The organism is Skermanella aerolata KACC 11604 (genome assembly GCF_000936425.1).
GTDB classification, from domain to species: Bacteria; Pseudomonadota; Alphaproteobacteria; order Azospirillales; family Azospirillaceae; genus Skermanella; species Skermanella aerolata.
Genome location: NZ_AVFK01000005.1, coordinates 253205 through 272565 on the forward strand (window position 1 = coordinate 253205; position 19361 = coordinate 272565).

General features: G+C 65.2%; 19 protein-coding genes. 17 read left to right on the forward strand and 2 right to left on the reverse strand.

Annotation, left to right across the window (positions count from 1 at the left end; genetic code table 11):
* The first annotated feature begins 287 nt into the window (after positions 1–287).
* The 3 genes from N826_RS09200 (at position 288) to N826_RS09210 (ending at position 2036) form a co-directional block, all read left to right on the forward strand.
* Positions 288–1106 (forward strand): hypothetical protein, encoded by an 819-nt coding sequence (locus N826_RS09200; RefSeq protein ID WP_044427847.1) that lies wholly within the window; start codon positions 288–290, stop codon positions 1104–1106.
* 51 nt (positions 1107–1157) lie between these two features.
* Positions 1158–1649, forward strand: coding sequence for a hypothetical protein (locus N826_RS09205; protein WP_044427848.1), 492 nt, complete (start codon positions 1158–1160; stop codon positions 1647–1649).
* Positions 1650–1742: 93 nt separating this feature from the next.
* Positions 1743–2036 (forward strand): hypothetical protein, encoded by a 294-nt coding sequence (locus N826_RS09210; protein ID WP_044427849.1) that lies wholly within the window; start codon positions 1743–1745, stop codon positions 2034–2036.
* Positions 2037–2087: 51 nt separating this feature from the next.
* Here the strand turns inward: N826_RS09210 and ppsR are convergent, their stop codons facing one another.
* Positions 2088–3608, reverse strand: coding sequence for a transcriptional regulator PpsR (ppsR, locus tag N826_RS09215; protein WP_244619563.1), 1521 nt, complete (start codon positions 3606–3608; stop codon positions 2088–2090).
* 140 nt (positions 3609–3748) lie between these two features.
* The gene (locus tag N826_RS09220) at positions 3749–4696 is read right to left on the reverse strand and encodes a cobalamin B12-binding domain-containing protein (RefSeq protein WP_084720605.1); all 948 of its coding nucleotides are present in this window, start codon (positions 4694–4696) and stop codon (positions 3749–3751) included.
* A gap of 317 nt (positions 4697–5013) precedes the next feature.
* Here N826_RS09220 and bchF point away from each other — a divergent pair, with 317 nt between their 5' ends.
* From bchF to N826_RS39795, 14 genes are all read left to right on the forward strand, one after another.
* Complete coding sequence (bchF, locus tag N826_RS09225) at positions 5014–5523, forward strand: 2-vinyl bacteriochlorophyllide hydratase (protein ID WP_044427850.1); 510 nt, start codon at positions 5014–5016, stop codon at positions 5521–5523.
* Positions 5520–6767 carry a ferredoxin:protochlorophyllide reductase (ATP-dependent) subunit N gene (locus tag N826_RS09230; RefSeq protein ID WP_044427851.1) on the forward strand — a complete coding sequence of 416 codons (1248 nt, stop codon included), beginning with the start codon at positions 5520–5522 and terminating at the stop codon, positions 6765–6767. Before bchF ends, N826_RS09230 begins: the two co-directional genes overlap by 4 nt.
* 4 nt (positions 6768–6771) lie before the next feature.
* Positions 6772–8316, forward strand: coding sequence for a ferredoxin:protochlorophyllide reductase (ATP-dependent) subunit B (bchB, locus tag N826_RS09235; RefSeq protein ID WP_044427852.1), 1545 nt, complete (start codon positions 6772–6774; stop codon positions 8314–8316).
* Between the two features lie 11 nt (positions 8317–8327).
* Positions 8328–9236 carry a ferredoxin:protochlorophyllide reductase (ATP-dependent) iron-sulfur ATP-binding protein gene (gene bchL / locus N826_RS09240; RefSeq protein WP_044427854.1) on the forward strand — a complete coding sequence of 303 codons (909 nt, stop codon included), beginning with the start codon at positions 8328–8330 and terminating at the stop codon, positions 9234–9236.
* A complete protein-coding gene (bchM, locus tag N826_RS09245; RefSeq protein WP_044427855.1) occupies positions 9236–9922 on the forward strand; it encodes a magnesium protoporphyrin IX methyltransferase in 687 nt (228 codons plus the stop codon). Before bchL ends, bchM begins: the two co-directional genes overlap by 1 nt.
* Positions 9915–11339, forward strand: a complete 1425-nt coding sequence (locus tag N826_RS09250; protein ID WP_044427857.1) for a BCD family MFS transporter — start codon at positions 9915–9917, stop codon at positions 11337–11339. Before bchM ends, N826_RS09250 begins: the two co-directional genes overlap by 8 nt.
* Before the next feature lie 24 nt (positions 11340–11363).
* Positions 11364–12131 carry a photosynthetic reaction center subunit H gene (gene puhA / locus N826_RS09255; RefSeq protein ID WP_044427859.1) on the forward strand — a complete coding sequence of 256 codons (768 nt, stop codon included), beginning with the start codon at positions 11364–11366 and terminating at the stop codon, positions 12129–12131.
* Positions 12128–12811 (forward strand): photosynthetic complex putative assembly protein PuhB, encoded by a 684-nt coding sequence (gene puhB, locus N826_RS09260; protein WP_244619562.1) that lies wholly within the window; start codon positions 12128–12130, stop codon positions 12809–12811. Before puhA ends, puhB begins: the two co-directional genes overlap by 4 nt.
* Positions 12808–13275 carry a photosynthetic complex assembly protein PuhC gene (gene puhC / locus N826_RS09265; protein ID WP_044427861.1) on the forward strand — a complete coding sequence of 156 codons (468 nt, stop codon included), beginning with the start codon at positions 12808–12810 and terminating at the stop codon, positions 13273–13275. Before puhB ends, puhC begins: the two co-directional genes overlap by 4 nt.
* Positions 13276–13277: 2 nt before the next feature.
* Positions 13278–13589, forward strand: a complete 312-nt coding sequence (locus N826_RS09270; RefSeq protein WP_044427863.1) for a hypothetical protein — start codon at positions 13278–13280, stop codon at positions 13587–13589.
* The gene (acsF, locus tag N826_RS09275; RefSeq protein ID WP_044427866.1) at positions 13586–14674 is read left to right on the forward strand and encodes a magnesium-protoporphyrin IX monomethyl ester (oxidative) cyclase; all 1089 of its coding nucleotides are present in this window, start codon (positions 13586–13588) and stop codon (positions 14672–14674) included. Before N826_RS09270 ends, acsF begins: the two co-directional genes overlap by 4 nt.
* An 18-nt stretch (positions 14675–14692) precedes the next feature.
* Positions 14693–15511 (forward strand): putative photosynthetic complex assembly protein PuhE, encoded by an 819-nt coding sequence (puhE, locus tag N826_RS09280; protein WP_044428017.1) that lies wholly within the window; start codon positions 14693–14695, stop codon positions 15509–15511.
* A complete protein-coding gene (gene hemA, locus N826_RS09285; RefSeq protein ID WP_044427868.1) occupies positions 15511–16725 on the forward strand; it encodes a 5-aminolevulinate synthase in 1215 nt (404 codons plus the stop codon). The genes puhE and hemA overlap by 1 nt, the downstream gene beginning before the upstream one ends.
* A 315-nt stretch (positions 16726–17040) precedes the next feature.
* Complete coding sequence (locus N826_RS39795) at positions 17041–19317, forward strand: S8 family peptidase (RefSeq protein ID WP_147040597.1); 2277 nt, start codon at positions 17041–17043, stop codon at positions 19315–19317.
* Positions 19318–19361 lie beyond the last annotated feature (44 nt).

The window sequence follows — 19361 nt, forward strand, 5'->3', positions numbered from 1 at the left end:
TCTCCGCTGCACGCCTATTCACCCTCTACCACAATCGGTATCGTTACTTCAGCGAACACGATACCGGAAAGCATTCAACACCAGCCACACACCTCGACCTTAGTAAACTATCATTCAAAGAGAAAAAGACCCAAGCAAATCTTGATTGCTGATTCGGGCTCCACTCAGTCTTGCCTGTAAGCCGTCGGATTTCGGTCGCAGCATCTTTTACTTTTCAAGCAAGTCACTGGTTTCTCCGATCGGGCCGGTAAAGCCCGAGTGCAATCAATCAAGCCGAGGCAGCCACCATGCGCATTCATTTCCTCGCTTCCACCGCTCTCGTTCTCCTGGCCTCGACAGCCGCCCTTGCCGGCGAGAACGACGCCTACGTTCTTCAAGTCGGCAACCACGACAAGGTCAACCAGACCCAGGAAGGCTTCGACGACACCGCCGTCGCGATCCAGGCCGGGAACAGGAACCGGGCGACACAGCACCAGCTGGCCGGCTCCGCGGGCAACGTGGCGCTGTCGCTCCAGACCGGCAGGCTGAACACGGTCAAGCAGACCCAGGGCGCCGAAGGCGTCGCCGTCGACACCTTCAGGCCGGCCGACCGGTCCAGTCCGGTCAAGACCCGCTCCACCTTCGATATCGCCAGCGTCTCGTCGGCTGCGGTCGCCGTCCAGGACGGCGCGCGCAACATGGCGACGCAGACCCAGATCGGCGCCTACAACCTCGCCGCTTCGGTCCAGGTCGGCAAGGACAACTACGTCCTCCAGACCCAGGGCACCATCGGGGAAACGACCACTCCCTACACCAATGCCGACGGACGCGGCACCGTCCGGTCCGATGCTCCCGAATACAGCGTCGGCTCGTTCGCGGGCGTCCTTCAGGTCGGCGACTGGCACGGGGCGACCCAGGAGCAGTCCGGTATCGGCCATACGGCCACAGTGCTTCAGGTCGGTTCCGATGACGGCTCCTATCAGACGCAGACCGGCTTCGGACAGGAAGCCCTGTCGATCCAGATCGGCGCCGCCAACCGCTCCACCCAGACCCAGTCGGGTTTGGTCAACACCGGCGCCGTCGTCCAGGCCGGCGTCGGCAACTACGCCTACCAGACGCAGAAGTAAGCGGTCCGGCCGCCCCTCTCCTCCCAGCACCAGAGCACGAGAAGCCTCATCATGCGCACCTCCCTGATACTCTCCGCCGTCGCCACTCTGCTGTCCCTCTCCTCTCCCGCCACCGCGGGAGAGGGCGACATCCTCCTGGCCGGCATCGGAAGTCAGGAAGGAGCGGCGCTGTCCGGTGAGGCTTCCGTCCTTCGGGCCGGCATAGCGGGCGAGAGGCGGAGCGAGCCGGCCGCAGGCGGTCGAACGGCCGCCCATGCGTTCCAGGCCGGTCAGGCCAACGCGACGCTGATCGAGCAGAGCGGCGGCACCAACGGGACCGCCATCGCCCAGCTTGGCAAGGGGAACCTGGCGATCGCCAGCCAGACCGGCGCCTACAACGACGCAAGCCTGACCCAGACCGGCAACGATCTGGTTATTGTTTCCCAGAAGGGGGTCGGACTTACCCTGACGGCCGATCAGATCCCGGACTATCCGGCGCTGGTGATCCAGCAGGGCGTCGGCAGCCGGTCCGTCACTAAGGTTATTCCTCTTTCGAGACGTTGACCCCGAAACCTATGATATCGGTTTATGCGGAACGTCAGGCGCAGAGTCGCTGTTGGTTTTGTCAACAGAGGCAAAACCATGTGGTCGTGACCGATGAGCGAGAATGACAAGACCCAGCCGAGCTGCGACGATGCCGCATCCGACAACCTGAGCGCGGACGCGCTGGAACAGACGATGGAAGAAGTCGTCGAAACCCTGGCCCTGACCCACCAGGCCGCGGGCTTCTTCCAGAAGGGCAACCGCTCCCCGCGCGAAAAGGCGCGGTCGGAACAGGTTCGCCAGACCGCCGAGGCCATGCTGAACGCCGCCGCAGATCAAGCCGGCGGCGGATGCAAGCAGCAGCAGGAGGACGGCGTCAGCCTGGACGACCCGCGGATCGTCCATTGACCACTCTGAACGTCCAGGCCGGACCGTCCCGTTCCGGCGTCCCGACCGATGTTACTCTTCGCCGCTCTCCAGATCGCCCAGGCCATAGCGCCGGAGCTTGACGTACAGGCTCTGCCGGCTCAATCCCAGGATCTCCGCGGCGGAAGCCCGGTTATCGCTGGTGATTTCCAGAGCCGCCTCGATGCACAGCCGCTCGATCACGTCCGTGGTCTCCCGCACGAGATCCTTCAGCGGCACTCGCCCGACCAGCTCCGTCAGCTGCTCGACGGCGCGTGGTAATTCCTTCTTGCGGGAGTCGGCGGTCAGCCGGCGGCCGACGTCACGGATCGAGAAGCCGAAGCCGGGACCGTCGCCGCCTGGCACGGACGCCGCCGACACCTCGATTTCCGCCATGGCGCCGTACTCGCCGCGCAACGTCGCGGCATATAGCCTGACAGAGCCATGCTGCCGCAGGTTGGCAAGGAGCACGCCCAGGTCGACTCCCGGCCGTCCCAGCCAGCGCTCCAGCGATTGGCCCCGGGCCTGATCCTCCGCCGCCAGTTGGGCAAGGTCCAGGAAAGCCGAATTGGCGGCGAGCACACGTCCCTCGGCATCGGTGATGACGAAACCATCGGGCATGTTCTCGACGATCTGGAACTGGCTCGGCTGTGTTTCCGGCTGACCGGCCTGCTCGGCGCTCAGCGGCATCAGACGCACCAGGAACAGCGAGGCATTGTCCTGACGGAACAGCGATGCCGTGATCCGGAGATCACGTCCCAGCGTGGAGCGGACGCGTCCTTCGTCCTCGCGTCCCGTCGCCCGTACGCCGGCCAGCAGCAACTGTACCGCCGGAGCGTCGGCGGCATCCAGCGTGTCTGACAGGGCCCGTCCCACGGCGCCGCCGGCCGCCACGCCGAATCCCAGCAGCGCATCCGCCGCGGGGTTCGATTCCAGGACCTTGTGGGTTGCGGCGTCGGCGATCAGGATCGCCTCCGGCGTCATCTGGAACAGCAGGCGATAGCGCATCTCGACATGACGCAGGCGGGCGTAGTCGCGCTCCATCGACTGCTGCGCTTCGACCAGCCGTTGCTGAAGGGCGGCGGACGGCCGCAGGTCGCGCCCGACCGCCACCATCCTGCCTTCGGCGCCGATCTGGACGACCGAGTATTGGATCGGGATGTCGGCGCTGCGGGGCAAGGGGTGATTGACGTGCCGCCAGCGAGGCGGAATGCCGGCGCGAGCCTCACTCAGCATGCTGTCGATCTTGATCCGGCTTTCGACCGTCACCGTTTCCATCCACGGACGGCCGATCCATTGATCGGTCCATTCGCGCGGCAGGTCGTCGTTACCGAAGGTCAGGTCGCGGATGATGCCCTTGTCATCCATGACGATGGCAATATCTCCGGCGGACGCTACCAAGGCCGCTACGGCCTCGGCGTCAAGGTTCTCAAACGACTCCTTTGGAGCTTTGAAATGCTTCACGGGAGGGGAGACCTTCGAGCCCGAAGGATGGAAGTCGGCGCCCGCAGGTCTGAGGCCGGTCTTGCTGCCAAGAGGTCCGGCGAGTTCGGCTGACGCCTTAGGTCTCACCATTAGAACATCCTGCAAAATTTTGTCAAGCCGACTTGACGTATATCGAGATTGACACTTGCCACTTCAATGCCGCCTTTTCTCTGAGCACAAAAAAAACCGGGTGGACTCCACCCGTTCAACGTCTAAAGGCCTTGACAGTTTCAGCTTTGTTTCGAGATCAGCGCAAGAAGATTTTCAGCCTGTACCGGAGCTTGCCGGCCGTCGACCGCCGTCGCATCGGCTCCGACAAGCGTTACCATTTCAGGATGTTCGACGAAGACGGGTCCCCCGACCAGGATGCCGACGGACTGGTTGCGCGACGCGCGGCGAATCAGGCGGATGGTCGCAACCAGTGTGTCCAGTTGTACGTCACAACTGACTGACAGGCCGACCACGGCAAACCACTGGCTGCGCACGGTTCGGATCAGTTCATCGCGGGAGACGGGGGCGCCGGTGACGACATCCCAGCGCGCACGGCGGAAGAATTCAGCCACCATCGACACGCCGAAGGTATGTTGCCCCCCTGGCACGCTCATCAGCAGGGCACGGCGGCCGTCGTCGCGGGTTGACGCCTCGTTCAGGAACGCTGGACTGAAGTCGTGCAGAACTTGTTGCAGATGACACAATCCAATCGTGACATCGGCGAAGTGAAGAGTATCGTTCGTCCAGAGATCGCCGAGATGGCGTGCTGTCGGAGCAAGCAAGTCCAGGTAGAGGGACTCGAGCGGCACGCCGCTCGTCCGCAGCCCGTCCACGAAGGAAGCCGCTATCTGGAACCGGTCGTTCACCAGCAGATCCGCAAGCTCCAGCACATCGTCGGGTTGCTGAACATAGCTTGCACCTTCCCCGAGGATAAGCGGGACTTCGGCCAGGGCACCCGGAGGCAGTTCGCCAAGTCCCGGATATATCCCCGGAGATGAACGACGGGCAAGAATAAGGCGGGGAACGATCTCCGCCTCGACTGTGTCAATCAAACCGGCCAATAGCTGGCCGGGATGGCCGCGCCTCGTGATGACCCGAGGATCGATAACTGTGCTCTCCGTTACCGGCGCACATTCGACCTCTTCCCAGGCCCTCCCTGAAACGACCCGTTCAAGCGAGTCATTCATTTTTTGCTCCCTGAGGATGGGATGAGCCTACCCTCATGCTTAATAAGCCTCAACCACAAATCAGGGGAGGTTTACTATGCTCCGAATAGGTCACATGGACATGCCTCCCCGATCGATTTTGCAGTTTGCCCTTAGCTGCCGCTAGCAAGCCTCAGCCCTCGAAAACTGTCAATTAAAATTGACGTCCAAAGTTATTGACGGCTCTGCGTCAACGGTTTAGCGTTCTCGTCAACAAGGGATCGAAAAAGAGGACCGGAGTGCCGGCGGGCTTCGAACCGCGACAGTCGGTAGCTCACCGCATCCCAGGGAGGACGTGAATGAAACAGGGTCGGAACCCGCCACTCTACACACCGGAAGAACGGAAACGCCGCGACGCGTCGCCTTGGACACTTGTCCAAGGCATCCTGGCTCCCATCCAGTTCGTCGTTTTCCTTGCCAGCCTGTGCCTTGTGCTCCGGTATCTGGCGACCGGCGAAGGACTCGGCATCGCCACCGCCTCCGTCGTGGTCAAGACGCTGACCCTCTACGCGATCATGATTACCGGCTGCATCTGGGAAAAGGTGGTCTTCGACCGCTACCTGTTCGCCCCCGCCTTCTACTGGGAAGACGTCTTCAGCATGCTGGTGCTGGCGCTGCATACCGCATATCTGGCGGCGGTAGCCTTCGACGCCCTGGGAGCGCAGGGGCAGATGATCCTGGCGCTCGCCGCCTATGCCACCTACGTCATCAACGCCACCCAGTTCATCCTGAAGCTGCGCGCCGCCCGGCGCGGCGATGGCGGCGCTCATGCCGGCGCTCCGACCGACGCGCTGGAGCCGGCACGATGACCGCGCTTCCGAACCCTCCGGTCCTTCAGGAACGCGGCCAGCGCGAAGTCTTCTGCGGCCTGACCGGCATCATCTGGCTCCACCGAAAGATCCAGGACGCCTTCTTTCTGGTGGTCGGTTCCCGCACCTGCGCCCACCTGATCCAGTCGGCCGCCGGCGTCATGATCTTCGCCGAGCCGCGCTTCGCCACCGCCATCATCGAGGAACGCGATCTGGCCGGGATGGCCGACATGAACGAGGAGCTGGATAAAGCGGTTACCAGGCTGCTGGAACGCCGTCCCGATATCCGCCTGCTGTTCCTGGTCGGCTCCTGCCCGTCGGAAGTGATCAAGCTGGACCTGTCGCGCGCCGCACTCCGCCTGTCCCGCGACCACAGCCCGCGCGTCCGCATACTCAGCTACTCCGGCAGCGGGATCGAGACGACCTTCACCCAGGGCGAAGACGCCTGCCTCGCCTCGCTCGTCTCGGAACTTCCCGCTTCGGAAGACCGGTCGCTGCTGGTGGTCGGAGCGCTCGCCGATGTAGTCGAGGACCAGTTCAAGCGGATCTTCGACGATCTGGGCATCGGCCCCGTCCATTTCCTGCCACCGCGCCGCGCCGCCGACCTTCCCGGCATCGGCCCCGGCACCTCCTTCCTGCTGGCGCAACCCTTCCTGGCGGAAACCGCCCGGTTGCTTGAACAGCGCGGCGCTATCAGACTGTCCGCCCCCTTCCCGCTCGGCGCCGAAGGCACCACCGCATGGCTCAAGGCTGCGGCTAGTGCCTGGAACGTCGAACCCGAGCGTTTTGAAAGAGTCGTCTCCCCCTGCCGCGAAAGATCGCGGGCCGCGCTTGCCCGATTCCGCTCCGACCTTGCGGGCAAGCGCGTTTTCTTTTTCCCCGACAGCCAGCTCGAAATCCCGATCGCCCGTTTCCTGGCGACCGAGCTTTCGATGCAGCTGATCGAAGTCGGCACGCCCTATCTCCACCGCGCCCATCTGGCGGAGGAACTGGCGCTGCTGCCTCCCGGCACGCAGTTGAGCGAAGGCCAGCACGTGGAACGCCAACTCGACCGCTGCCGCGCCGCCCAGCCCGACATCACGGTCTGCGGCCTCGGCCTCGCCAACCCGCTGGAGGCGGAAGGCCTGACGACCAAGTGGTCGATCGAGCTGCTGTTCACCCCTATTCATGGCTACGAGCAGGCCTCCGACCTGGCTGGTCTGTTCGCCCGGCCGCTCCGCCGCAGCCTTTCACTGGTAGCCTGACGCCATGCAACTGACGCTCTGGACCTACGAAGCCCCGCCCCATGTGGGAGCCATGCGGATCGCAACAGCGATGGAAGGCGTGCATTACGTGCTGCACGCTCCGCAGGGCGATACCTACGCCGATTTGCTGTTCACCATGATCGAGCGCCGGCCCAAGCGCCCGCCGGTGACCTACACCACCTTCCAGGCCCGCGACCTCGGCGGCGATACCGCCGAGCTGTTCAAGACTGCCGTGGCGGAAGCCTATGAGCGCTTCCAACCCCAAGCGATCCTGGTCGGTGCGTCCTGCACCGCCGAGCTGATCCAGGACGATCCCGGCGGGCTGGCCCAGGCGCTCAACCTGCCAGTGCCGGTGATCCCGCTGGAACTCCCGGCCTACCAGAAGAAGGAGAACTGGGGCGCCGCCGAGACCTTCTACCGGCTGGTCCGTGCCCTGGCCGATCCAGCCTGCCCCCGGCATACCGGCAGCCGACCGCGCTGCAACCTGCTCGGCCCGACCGCACTCGGCTTCCGCCACCGCGACGACATCACCGAGATCACCGGGCTGCTCGACCGGATCGGCATCGATATCGGCGTCGTCGCCCCGATGGGGGCCTGCCCCGCCGATCTGGCCCGCTTGGGCGAAGCCGATTTCAACATCGTCCTGTATCCGGAAATCGCCAACACCGCCGCCCAATGGCTGCAAAAGACCTTCCGGCAGCCGACCGTCAAGACCGTCCCGATCGGAGTCGGCGCAACCCGCGACTTCATCGCGGAAGTGGCTGATGTCGCCGGGATCGAGGTCCCGGCGGAACTGGTCGCCGGTTCGTCGCGCCTGCCCTGGTACTCGCACTCGGTAGACAGCACTTATCTTACCGGCAAGCGCGTCTTCATCTTCGGCGACGCCAGCCACGCCATCGCGGCGGCCCGGATCGCACATGCCGAACTGGGTTTCAAGGTGGTCGGCCTCGGCACCTACAGCCGCGAGATGGCGCGGGAAGTCCGGGACGCCGCCACCCATTACGGCATCGAGGCGCTGATTACCGACGACTACCTGGAGGTCGAATCCAGGGTGTCGGAGCTCCAGCCTGATCTGGTGCTCGGCACTCAGATGGAACGCCACATCGCCAAGCGCCTGGGCATTCCCTGCGCTGTCATCTCCGCCCCGGTCCATGTCCAGGACTTCCCGGCGCGCTACTCGCCGCAGATGGGGTTCGAGGGCGCTAACGTGATCTTCGACGCCTGGGTCCATCCGCTGATGATGGGCTTGGAGGAACACCTGCTCGCGATGTTCCGCGACGACTTCGAGTTCCACGGCGAAGCGGCGCCCTCGCATCTCGGCCACCCCGTCAGCGTCAGCCCTGTCGTTCCGGAAACAGTCGCAGAAGTTGCCGACTCGGACGACACCGACTGGGCGCCCGATGCCGAGCGGGAGCTTCGCAAGATCCCGTTCTTCGTCCGGGGAAAGGCCCGCCGCAATACCGAACGCTTCGCCCGCGAACAGGGCATCGCGCGCATCACGATCGAGACGCTCTATCACGCCAAGGCGCATTTCAGTTCCCAGCACTAGAAGGCAGCGGCATGACCACAATCCTGACGAGGCGTCCGGTTCCGGGAAGGATCGGCAACGGTGACGGCGAAGGCAGCGTCCAGGTCCAAATGGACCCGACGGTTAGTCTCGGCACCGCCAAGGTCTTCGCCGTCTACGGCAAGGGCGGCATCGGCAAGAGCACGACATCGTCCAACCTGTCCGTCGCCTTTTCCAAGCTGGGCAAGCGGGTGCTCCAGATCGGCTGCGACCCCAAGCACGACAGCACCTTCACGCTGACCAAGCGGCTGGTCCCGACCGTGATCGACATCCTGGAGACGGTCAACTTCCACTCCGAAGAGTTGCGGACCGAGGACTTCGTGTTCGAAGGCTACAACGGCGTGATGTGCGTCGAGGCCGGCGGCCCGCCCGCCGGGACCGGCTGCGGCGGCTACGTCGTCGGCCAGACGGTCAAGCTGCTCAAGGAGCATCACCTGCTCGACGATACCGACGTCGTGATCTTCGACGTGCTGGGCGATGTCGTCTGCGGCGGCTTCGCGGCGCCGTTGCAGCATGCCGAACGTGCGCTGATCGTCACCGCCAACGACTTCGACAGCATCTTCGCGATGAACCGCATCGTCGCCGCCATCCATGCCAAGGCCAAGAACTACAATGTCAGGTTGGGCGGTGTCATCGCCAACCGAAGCGCTGGCACCGACCAGATCGACCGCTTCAACAATGTCGTCGGCCTGAACACCCTGGCACGCTTCCCCGACCTGGACGCGATCCGCCGCAGCCGCCTGAAGAAGGCGACCCTGTTCGAGATGGAGCCTTCCCCCGAACTGGAAGCGGTTCAGAACGAATACCTCCGGCTGGCCGCCACGCTTTGGGCCGGGACCGACCCACTGGCTCCCAAGCCCATGAAGGACCGCGATATCTTCGACCTGCTGGGGTTCGACTGATGGAAACCGTTTCATACATCGAGCGCCGCGGTCAGCTTGAAACCTATTTCGACCGCACCGCCGCCGATGCCTGGTCGCGCCTGACCAGCGACGCTCCGGTCAGCCGCATCCGGGCCACCGTCCGCGAGGGCCGCGACCGGATGCGCGGCACCCTGCTGAGCTGGCTGCCGGACGACATGCGGGGCATGCGCCTGCTGGACGCCGGCTGCGGCACCGGCATGCTGGCGCTGGAAGCGGCGAAGCGCGGTGCGGAAGTCACCGCGATCGACCTGTCGCCGACGCTGGTCGGACTGGCGCGCGACCGCTTGCCCGGCAACCTCAAGGTGGACTTCCGCGTCGGCGACATGCTGGACCCGGCCCTTGGCCGGTTCGACCACATCGTCTCGATGGACAGCCTGATCCATTACAAGGCCGCCGACATGGTCCGCGCCTTGGAGCTTTTGACCGACCGCACGGGATCGTCCGTCGTCTTCACCTTCGCGCCAAGCACCAAAGCGCTGATGGTCATGCACGCGGTCGGCAAGCTGTTCCCGCGCGGCAACCGCGCCCCCGCGATCGAGCCGGTCCGCGAAGCCTCGCTCCGTCATCTGCTGACCGGGCTTGACGGATGGAAGGCGTCGCGGTCCGAACGGATCGCCTGCGGCTTCTACACCTCCCAGGCGCTGGAGCTGGTGCCTCATGGTTAAGGTCGCCCGCGTCTGGACATACCTGACACCGCGCTTCCTGCCCTTCGCGGATGCGGCGACGCCTGAGCTGCCGCTCGGCCGGCTGCTCAGGCTGGCGCTGTTCCAGGTCTCCATCGGCATGGCGATCGTGCTGCTGAACGGCACGCTCAACCGTGTCATGGTGGTGGAACTGGGCGTGCCGACATGGCTGGTAGCCTGCATGGTCTCACTCCCCCTGGTCTTCGCGCCGCTGCGCGCCTTGGTGGGATTCCGGTCGGACACGCACCGTTCGGTCCTGGGCTGGAAGCGGGTGCCCTATATCTGGTTCGGCACGCTGCTTCAGTTCGGCGGCTTCGCGATCATGCCGTTCGCGCTGATCATCCTGTCCGGCGACACCACCGGCCCTGTTTGGGTCGGCCATGCCGGCGCCGCCCTCGCCTTCCTGCTGGTCGGCGCCGGCCTGCATACGACCCAGACCGCCGGTCTGGCGCTCGCCACCGACCTTGCCCCGGCGGAAGCCCGGCCGCGCGTCGTCGCCTTGCTCTACGTCATGCTGCTGGCCGGGATGGTCTTCAGCGCCCTGCTGTTCGGAGCATTGCTGGCGGACTTCACGCAGTTGCGCCTGATCCAGCTGGTCCAGGGATGCGCCGTCGCGACCGTGGTGCTCAACGTGATCGCGCTGTGGAAGCAGGAACCCCGCAACCCCGCAGCCACTCGGCCCGACCTGCCGCGCCCGTCCTTCAGCCAATCCTGGGCGGCATTCCGCAGTTCCGGACGCGCCGGCCGGGTACTGGTCGCGGTCGGATTGGGGACGGCGGCCTTCAGCATGCAGGACATCCTGCTGGAACCCTATGGCGGCCAGATCCTGAACCTGACCGTCGGCGAAACCACGGCGCTGACGGCCCTGTTGGCAGCTGGAACGCTGGGTGGCTTCGCCCTTGCCGCCCGCCAGCTGGGCCGGGGCGCCGATCCCTACCGGCTGGCCGCCCTTGGCGTCATGGCCGGCCTGTTCGCCTTCTCCGCCGTGATCTTTTCCGCTCCCATGGAATCGCCGATGCTGTGCCGGATCGGCACCGTCCTGATCGGGTTCGGCAGCGGCCTGTTCGTCGTCGGCACGCTGACTGCCGCGATGGCGCTGGCTCGCGACGGCGAAAGCGGCCTGGCGCTCGGCGCCTGGGGAGCCGTACAGGCGACGGCGGCCGGAACCGCCATAGCGATGGGGGGAGCCATCCGCGACGTCGTTTCCAGCCTCGGCGCGCAGGGCGTGCTGGGGCCGGTGCTGGCCGATCCCTCGGTCGGCTACGGCGCCGTCTACTACCTGGAAATCATCCTGCTTTTCGCCACGCTGGCCGCGATCGGACCCCTGGTCCGCACCACGGCCGCAGTAACCCGTCAACCGCAGCCAACCGGGTTCGGCCTTGCCGAATTCCCCGGCTGACGCAACCAAAACGCGGAGGTCGCGATGGAAACCGGAGCCATCACAAGCTACATCGACGTGGCCCAGCTCGTTCTGTATGCCTTCTGGATCTTCTTCGCCGGCCTGATCTACTACCTGCATCAGGAAGACAAGCGCGAAGGCTATCCGCTGCTGTCGGACCGTTCCGACCATGTGAAGGTGCAGGGCTTCCCGCCGATCCCATCGCCCAAGACCTTCACGCTCCGCGACGGCAGCAAGTATCAGGCGCCGCCAGGCAATCCCGACGACCGGGAGATCGCGGCTGTCCCGTCCGGCCTTTGGCCTGGAGCGCCGCTGGTCCCGACCGGCAATCCCATGATCGACGGCGTCGGTCCGGCGGCCTGGGCACAGCGCAGCGACGATCCGGAACTGACGGCGGAAGACGAGCACCGGATCGTGCCGCTGCGCGTCGCCCATGACTTCTTCATCGCCCACCGCGATCCGAACCCCGTCGGGATGGAAGTGGTGGCGCTCGACGGCTACGTCGCCGGCGACGTCCGGGAGGTTTGGGTCGACCGCTCCGAACCCGCCGTCCGCTACCTCGAGGTCGAGACCGTCGGCGGCAAGACCGTGCTGCTGCCGATGCAGTTCGTCCGGATCGATAGCTGGAACCGCAAGGTCAAGGTGGTCTCGATCACCGCGGCCCAGTTCGCCGACGTGCCCGCGATCAAGAGCCCCGATCAGGTCACCCGGCTGGAAGAAGACAAGATCACAGCCTACTTCGCCAGCGGCCATCTCTACGCGACGCCTCAGCGGCAGGAGCCCCTGATATGACGACCTCCGACCAGATGACGGAGTACGAGACCGAACCGGTACGCGGACTCCCCGCCCCGCTGCCCACAGGCGAAACCCTGCTCTGGCAAGGCAGTCCGGCCTGGTGGCCGCTGGCCCGCAGCGCCTTCCACTTCGATAAGATCGCGATCTATTTCGGCCTGATGATCGCGTGGCGCATCGCGACCTCGCTGAGCGATGGGGCGACATACCTGAACGCCGGCATGTCGGCCCTACCCCTGCTGGCGCTTGCCGTGTGTGCCCTGGCGATCCTGCTGGTGCTGGCCTGGGCGTCGGCGCGGGCGTCGGTCTATACGATAACCAGCAAGCGGGTCGTGCTGCGGATCGGCATCGCCTTCCCGATGGCCCTGAACATCCCGTTCCGCCTGATCGGCAATGCGGCGCTGAAGGTCCGCAGCGACGGCAGCGGCGATATCCCGCTGGCCCTGACGCCCGGCAACCGGATCGCCTGGATGCTGCTGTGGCCCCATGTGCGGCCGTGGCGGATGCTGAAACCCGAGCCGACCCTTCGCGCCATACCCAATGCCGCCGAGGTCGCGGCGATCCTGGCTCCTGCCCTGACGGCGGCCAACGGCGCCAACGCCGTGACGACGCCCATCCGCCAGCCGGCGAAGCGCCGTGAGACCGCCGGCGCCGCCGGATTGACGGAGGTCCGGACATGACTGCCCACCACCTCCACCCCGCTATCCGGAAGCCCGTGTTCCCGAAGGGTGCCTTGATCGGAGCGGCGCTGCTGGTGGCCTTTACCGTCACGACAGCCGCCGTCTCGAGGATCAGCGGTCTCGGCACCGTCCAGATGCCGGAAACGGCTGCGGTCGAAACCCGGTCGCTCCGCTTCGAGGACATGCGGAACGGCTCGATCCAGGTGACCGATGCCCGTACCGGCAAGGTCGCGGCCTCGGTCGAGCCGGGCACCAACGGCTTCATCCGGGGCACGCTGCGTGGTCTGGCGCGGGAGCGGAAACGCCGGGGCATCGGGATCGAGCCGCCCTTCATGCTGACCCGCTGGGCCGACGGCCGCATCTCGCTGGAAGACCCCGAGACCGGCCGGGTGATCGAGTTGGACGCCTTCGGGCCGACCAACGGCGAAGCCTTCGCGCAACTCCTGACTGCTGGGAGAAATTGACCATGGCGCTCAACTGGAATGGCGGCTGGAACGGTGGCGGCACGGTGACCGTGCCCTGCACCGTTGATATCGAGATCACGCCCGACAGCGTGCACGCCTGGGTCGATCTGGAAGGGGTGGAAGTCGGCCCCGGCGACGAAGTCATCATCGAGGACGCGCCGACTTCCCTGCCCTTCGGCACCCAGCACTTCTTCCACCGGACGGCGATCGTCGTCCACGCCGGCCCCTTGGAACGCCTGCGCGCCCAATTGGCCGGATATCTCGAACTCACCGAACTGTACGAAGTCGGATTCTCCGCTGGGAGGCCATCATGACCGCTATCGAGAGCACCCCGGCCATATCGGCCGGCCGCCCCAGGATCTCCACCGAAAGCACGCAGATCGCCCAGGAAGACACGATCCTGAGCCCGCGCTTCTACACCACCGACTATGACGCGCTGGACAAGCTGGACATCAGCTCCGTCCGGGCCGAGTGGGACATCGTCATGGAGGAACTGCGCCGCGACGACAACAAGAAGCACTTCACCCGCACGGACGAATTCACCAACATGCTCGACGACCTGCCGGAAGGCCTCCGCAAGGAGTTCGTCGATTTCCTGATCAGTTCGCTGACTGCCGAGTTCTCCGGCTGCGTCCTCTACGCCGAGACCAAGAAGCGGGTGAAGAACCCGGATATCCGCGAGCTGTTCAGCTTCATGAGCCGCGACGAAGCGCGCCATGCCGGCTTCATCAACGACACGCTCAAGGACTTCGGCATCGGCGTCGACATGAGCTTCCTGACCAAGGTCAAGAAGTACACCTACTTCAAGCCCAAGTTCATCTTCTACGCGACATACCTGTCGGAGAAGATCGGTTACGCCCGTTACATCACGATCTTCCGCCAGTTGGAGCGCCACCCCGACCGCCGCTTCCACCCCATCTTCAAGTTCTTCGAGAAGTGGTGCAACGACGAGTTCCGCCATGGCGAGGCCTTCGCCCTGCTGATGCGCGCCAATCCGGGCCTGCTGAGCGGCGGCAACAAGCTGTGGATACGCTTCTTCCTGCTGGCGGTCTACGCCACCATGTTCGTCCGCGACCACATGCGGCCGGAGTTCCACAAGGCGCTGGGCGTCGATCCGACCGACTACGACTACACGGTCTTCCGCATCACGTCGGATATCTCGCGTCAGGTCTTCCCGCTGATGCTCGACATAGACAACCCGAAGTTCCGTGCCGGCCTGAACCGGCTGATGGAGATTTCCGACGGCCGCGCCGCCGCCCGCAAGCAGGGCGGGGTTATGGGCAAGCTGAAGGGCGCCGCCTTGGGCGTGGCGGGAGCCGCCACGTTCCTGCGTCTCTACATGCTGCCGGTGATCTCCAACGAGCTGCCGAACCGGGTTCGGCTGTCCCCGGCCTGGTAGAAGCGGAGGATGCCGCCCGTGTCCGACCACATCATCCCGGTGCTCTACACACTGTTCCTCTGGTGGTTCAGCACCGGGCTGATCGTCTGGCTGGACGGGCTGCCCCGGCGCACCTTCCGCTGGAGCCTGACAGGGGCGACCGTCCTGGCCGTCCTCGGCCTCTACGGTCTGGCGGTCAGCGCGCAGGACACCACCGTTTCGGGAGCCTTCACCGCCTTTACCTGCGGCCTGATAATCTGGGGCTGGAACGAGATCAGCTTCCTGATGGCCTTCATCACCGGCCCAAGGCGCGAAGCCGCCCCTCCGGGAAGCGCCGGATTGCAGCGTCTGCGCCACGCGATCGAGGCGATCGCCTATCATGAGCTGGCGATAGCGGCATCGGCCGCCTTGATCGTCGCCCTGACCTGGGACGCACCCAACCAGATCGGCACCTGGACCTTCATGGTGCTTTGGGCCATGCGCATCAGCGCCAAGCTGAACGTCTTCCTGGGCGTTCCCAATCTGGGCAGCGAGTTCCTGCCCGACCACCTGAAATACCTGGAAAGCTTCTTCCGCAAGCGCCCGATGAACTGCCTGTTCCCGGTCTCCGTCACGCTGTCAACGATTGCCGCGATCCTACTGGTGCAGGCGGCGGGAGCCGGCGGCAACAGCGGGTTCGAGACGGCGGGCTTCACCTTCCTGGCGACCCTGGTGACCCTGGCCCTGCTGGAGCACTGGCTGCTGGTGCTGCCCCTGCCCGCGGCCGCCCTGTGGAACTGGTACCTAAACCGCCGCGCCGACAGCGGCATGACCACACTGCCGCTCAGGCAAGCGATTTCCACCCAACGGAGGCGATGATGGACTTCAATACTTTCTTCCGCGACCAGCTCGACAGCCTCCGCAACGAAGGACGCTACCGCATCTTCGCGGAACTGGAACGGCAGGCCGGCAGTTTCCCGCGCGCCGGACACTATGTCGACGGCGAACGTTCCGGCACCGTGACGATCTGGTGCTCCAACGACTATCTTGGCATGGGTCAGCATCCCGCTGTGATGGAAGCGATGCACGAGGCGATCGACCGCTGCGGCGCCGGGGCCGGCGGCACCCGCAACATCTCCGGCACGACGCACTATCACGTGCTGCTGGAACAGGAACTGGCCGACCTGCACGGTAAGGAAGCGGCGCTGCTGTTCACGTCGGGCTATGTCTCCAACTGGGCGGCGCTGGGTACGCTGGCGTCGAAGATCCCCAACTGCGTCGTGCTGTCCGACGCCGGCAACCATGCCTCGATGATCGAGGGCATCCGCCACAGCCGGGCCGAGCGCCACATCTTCGCCCACAACGATCCGGAAGACCTCGACCGCAAGCTGTCGGCCCTCGACCCCCGGCTGCCCAAGCTGGTCGCGTTCGAATCCGTCTACTCGATGGACGGCGACATTTCCCCTATCGCGGAAATCTGCGACGTGGCCGAAGCCCATGGCGCGATGACCTATCTGGACGAGGTCCATGCGGTCGGCCTCTACGGTCCGCGCGGCGGAGGCATCGCCGAGCGCGAGGGCCTGATGGACCGGCTGACGGTGATCGAAGGGACGCTCGGCAAGGCGTTCGGCGTGGTCGGCGGCTATATCGCGGCGTCCACCGACCTCTGCGACTTCGTCCGAAGCTTCGCGTCCGGCTTCATCTTCACGACGTCGCTGCCGCCCGCCGTCACGGCCGGAGCACTGGCGAGCATCCGCCACCTGAAGGCCAGCACGGCCGAGCGCCTGCGCCACCAGGACCGCGTCGCCGTCGTCCGCCGCCGGCTGGAGGCTGCCGGCATTCCCGTGCTGGAAAACCCCAGCCATATCGTGCCGGTGATGGTCCGTGATCCCGTGCTGTGCAAGGAGATCAGCGACCGTCTGCTCGACCATTACGGCATCTACGTTCAGCCGATCAACTACCCGACGGTGGCACGACGGACCGAGCGCCTTCGCATCACCCCCTCCCCCCTTCATACCGATGCCGACATCGATCATCTTGTGAACGCCCTTACGGAGATCTGGGCGGAGATAGGCCTGAAGCGCGCGGCGTGAGAAAAGGAGAAGTATTGTTGGGCCACGGCCCAACCTACGGAGTTTCGTAGGTTGGGCCGTGGCCCAACAACGTTCTACAGCCGACGCGCAGGTTTTCTCCCGCGCAATCTTCATACCTTCCAGTAATGAGTATTCTATAAGGCCGGTGAAACCCACCCGTCTAAGACCAAAGCTCTGCATCAACAAATGCAGTAAGGAAAACTCTTCCTCGAAATCCCAGGCATTTTCCCTCTGAAGGTAAAATACGCATCTTGTTTTAAAATAATACAGTCGCTCCCCAGACCGCTCTAAGAAACCTAATCTGGGGAGAGTGCAGTGATCAGCCCTCGCACAGGAGTTGCGACCGCAACTATACTTTTGCTCGCCGGATGCGGTGGCGGAGGTGGCGGCCCATCTCCCACGACTTCGAACGCTCCTCCCGCATCTGCGGCTCCCGCCGATCCCACTGCCGCTTTCGATACCGCGGAGTACCGTCTGAACGCCGGGCTGAAGCAGATCAACGCCAGTTCCGCCTATGCCAAAGGGATCGACGGGACCGGACAGACCGTCGCCCTCGTCGACAGCGGCATCAACATGACCTTGGCGGAGTTCGCGGGCGCCATCCACCCCGCTTCGACCGACATCGTCACGGAACGCGCCGGTCAGGCGGTGACCGATCTGGACGGCCATGGCACCGCCGTTTCCTCCGTCATCGCCGCGCGGAAGAACGGCGCGCAGACTCACGGTGTCGCCTATAACGCCCGCATCATGGCGATCCGGACCGACGCCTATACCGCTACCGCCGGCAAGTCGTCGGGAGAGTACTTCACGGAGGACATCGCCAGGGCGACGACCTATGCGGTGACCAACGGCGCCGGCATCATCAACTATTCGCTGGGCGGCGAAGGGGTGATGCCGCTCAACCTCGCGGCAGCGCTGAGCGAGGCCGCATCTCGCGACGTGATCCTGGTGGCGTCCGCCGGCAACAACGGCAAGGACACCGTCACCAACCTGATCGCGATGTGGGTCACCAGCACTGATGCGACCGGCCACGGCATCGCGGTCGGATCGGTCAACTCCGCCAACCAGATCTCCAGCTTTTCCAACAAGGCCGGAAGCTCCGCCAACTTCTATGTCGTGGCGCCGGGAGAGGCGATCCGGGCGGTGAACAATGCCGGCAATGACGTGACGGTGACCGGCACGTCGATGGCGACCCCGCATGTCTCGGGTGCGGCCGCCCTGCTCAAGCAGGCCTTCCCGAACCTGACCGGTGCCCAGATCGTAGATCTGATCCTGCGTACCGCGACCGACCTGGGAGCACCTGGAACCGACCCGGTCTATGGCCGGGGCCTGCTCAACGTCGCGGCGGCGATGGCTCCGGTCGGGACAGCCAGCATCCCGACCGGAACGACGGTCGGCGGCGCATCCGTGCCGCTCGGCACATCGTCGCTCCGGCTGGGCGCCGCGTTCGGCGATGCGCTCGCCACCAGCGGCGCCTTGCGGAACAGCATCATGCTGGACGACTACCAGCGGGCCTACAGCGTAGACCTGACGTCCCGCGTCGCCCGGCCGCAGCCGCAGCACGATCTGGTCAACTGGCTGGGGGGTGACAGGAGTTACGACACTGTCGCGACACCATTCGGCACGACGGGACAGGCCAGCTTCTCCGACCGCACCACCGACCGCCGCACTGTCGAGCCGACCCGGCAGGGCTCCGGCCGAAGCTTCTCGTTCAGCTCGAAGCTGGGGACGAGCACCGATATCGGCGTTGCGGCGGGTCGCCCGATGGCCGCCCGGTTCGGCGTAGACGCCGACAGCCCGGTAGTGCTCGACACGATCTCCGGCGATCCCGCCCGCTCGGCCTTCCTCGACCTTGCCGATTCCGGACGCAACGTCTCGATCCGCACCGACCTTGGCGACGGCGTTTCGGTAGCCACGGGCTTCGCGTCCCGGCGGGAGGAAGACTACCTTAAATACGGCGACAGCCGGTCGTGGAGCGACTATGGCGACCGCGAGGTCGTGATGGGCGAAGTCCGCAAGAGCTGGGACGGCGGCCGCGTCGGCATCCAGTTCGGCCAGTTGACGGAGCGCGGGTCGGCGCTGGACAGCAGCGGCGGTTCCGCCTTCGCCTTCGACGCCCCGGTTACGACCCGGTTCGGCGGAGTCTTCGCAGCATTCGACCTCAAGCTCGTCGAGCTGTTCGGAAGCTGGCAGTACGGCACGACGGCGGATACCCAGCTCGGCAACGGGTTGATCCGCCGGCTGTCCGGGGTGCGCAGCGACGCCTGGACGGTCGGCTTCGCCCGGAACGACGTCGTCTCCGCCCAGGACCGGATATCGATCAGCCTGTCGCAGCCGCTTCGGGTCAGCGCCGGGCGCGCCGACATCGACGCTCCGACCGGAACGACCGCCGACGGTACGATCCTGCGCGAAAGCGGGTCCGCCAGCCTGACGCCGAGCGGGCGGGAGATCGACGTGGAACTGGCATACCGCATCCTGCTGAGCGACAAGGAGGAACTCAGCACGGGAGCGCTGGTCCAGACCTCTCCCGGCCATGTCGAGGGCGCGGCACCGGCGTTTGCTACGGCGGTGCGCTACAAGCGGCGCTTCTGACCGAGGTACTTGTTTGTGCATTGAGTGGTTGCGGGCATCAACCG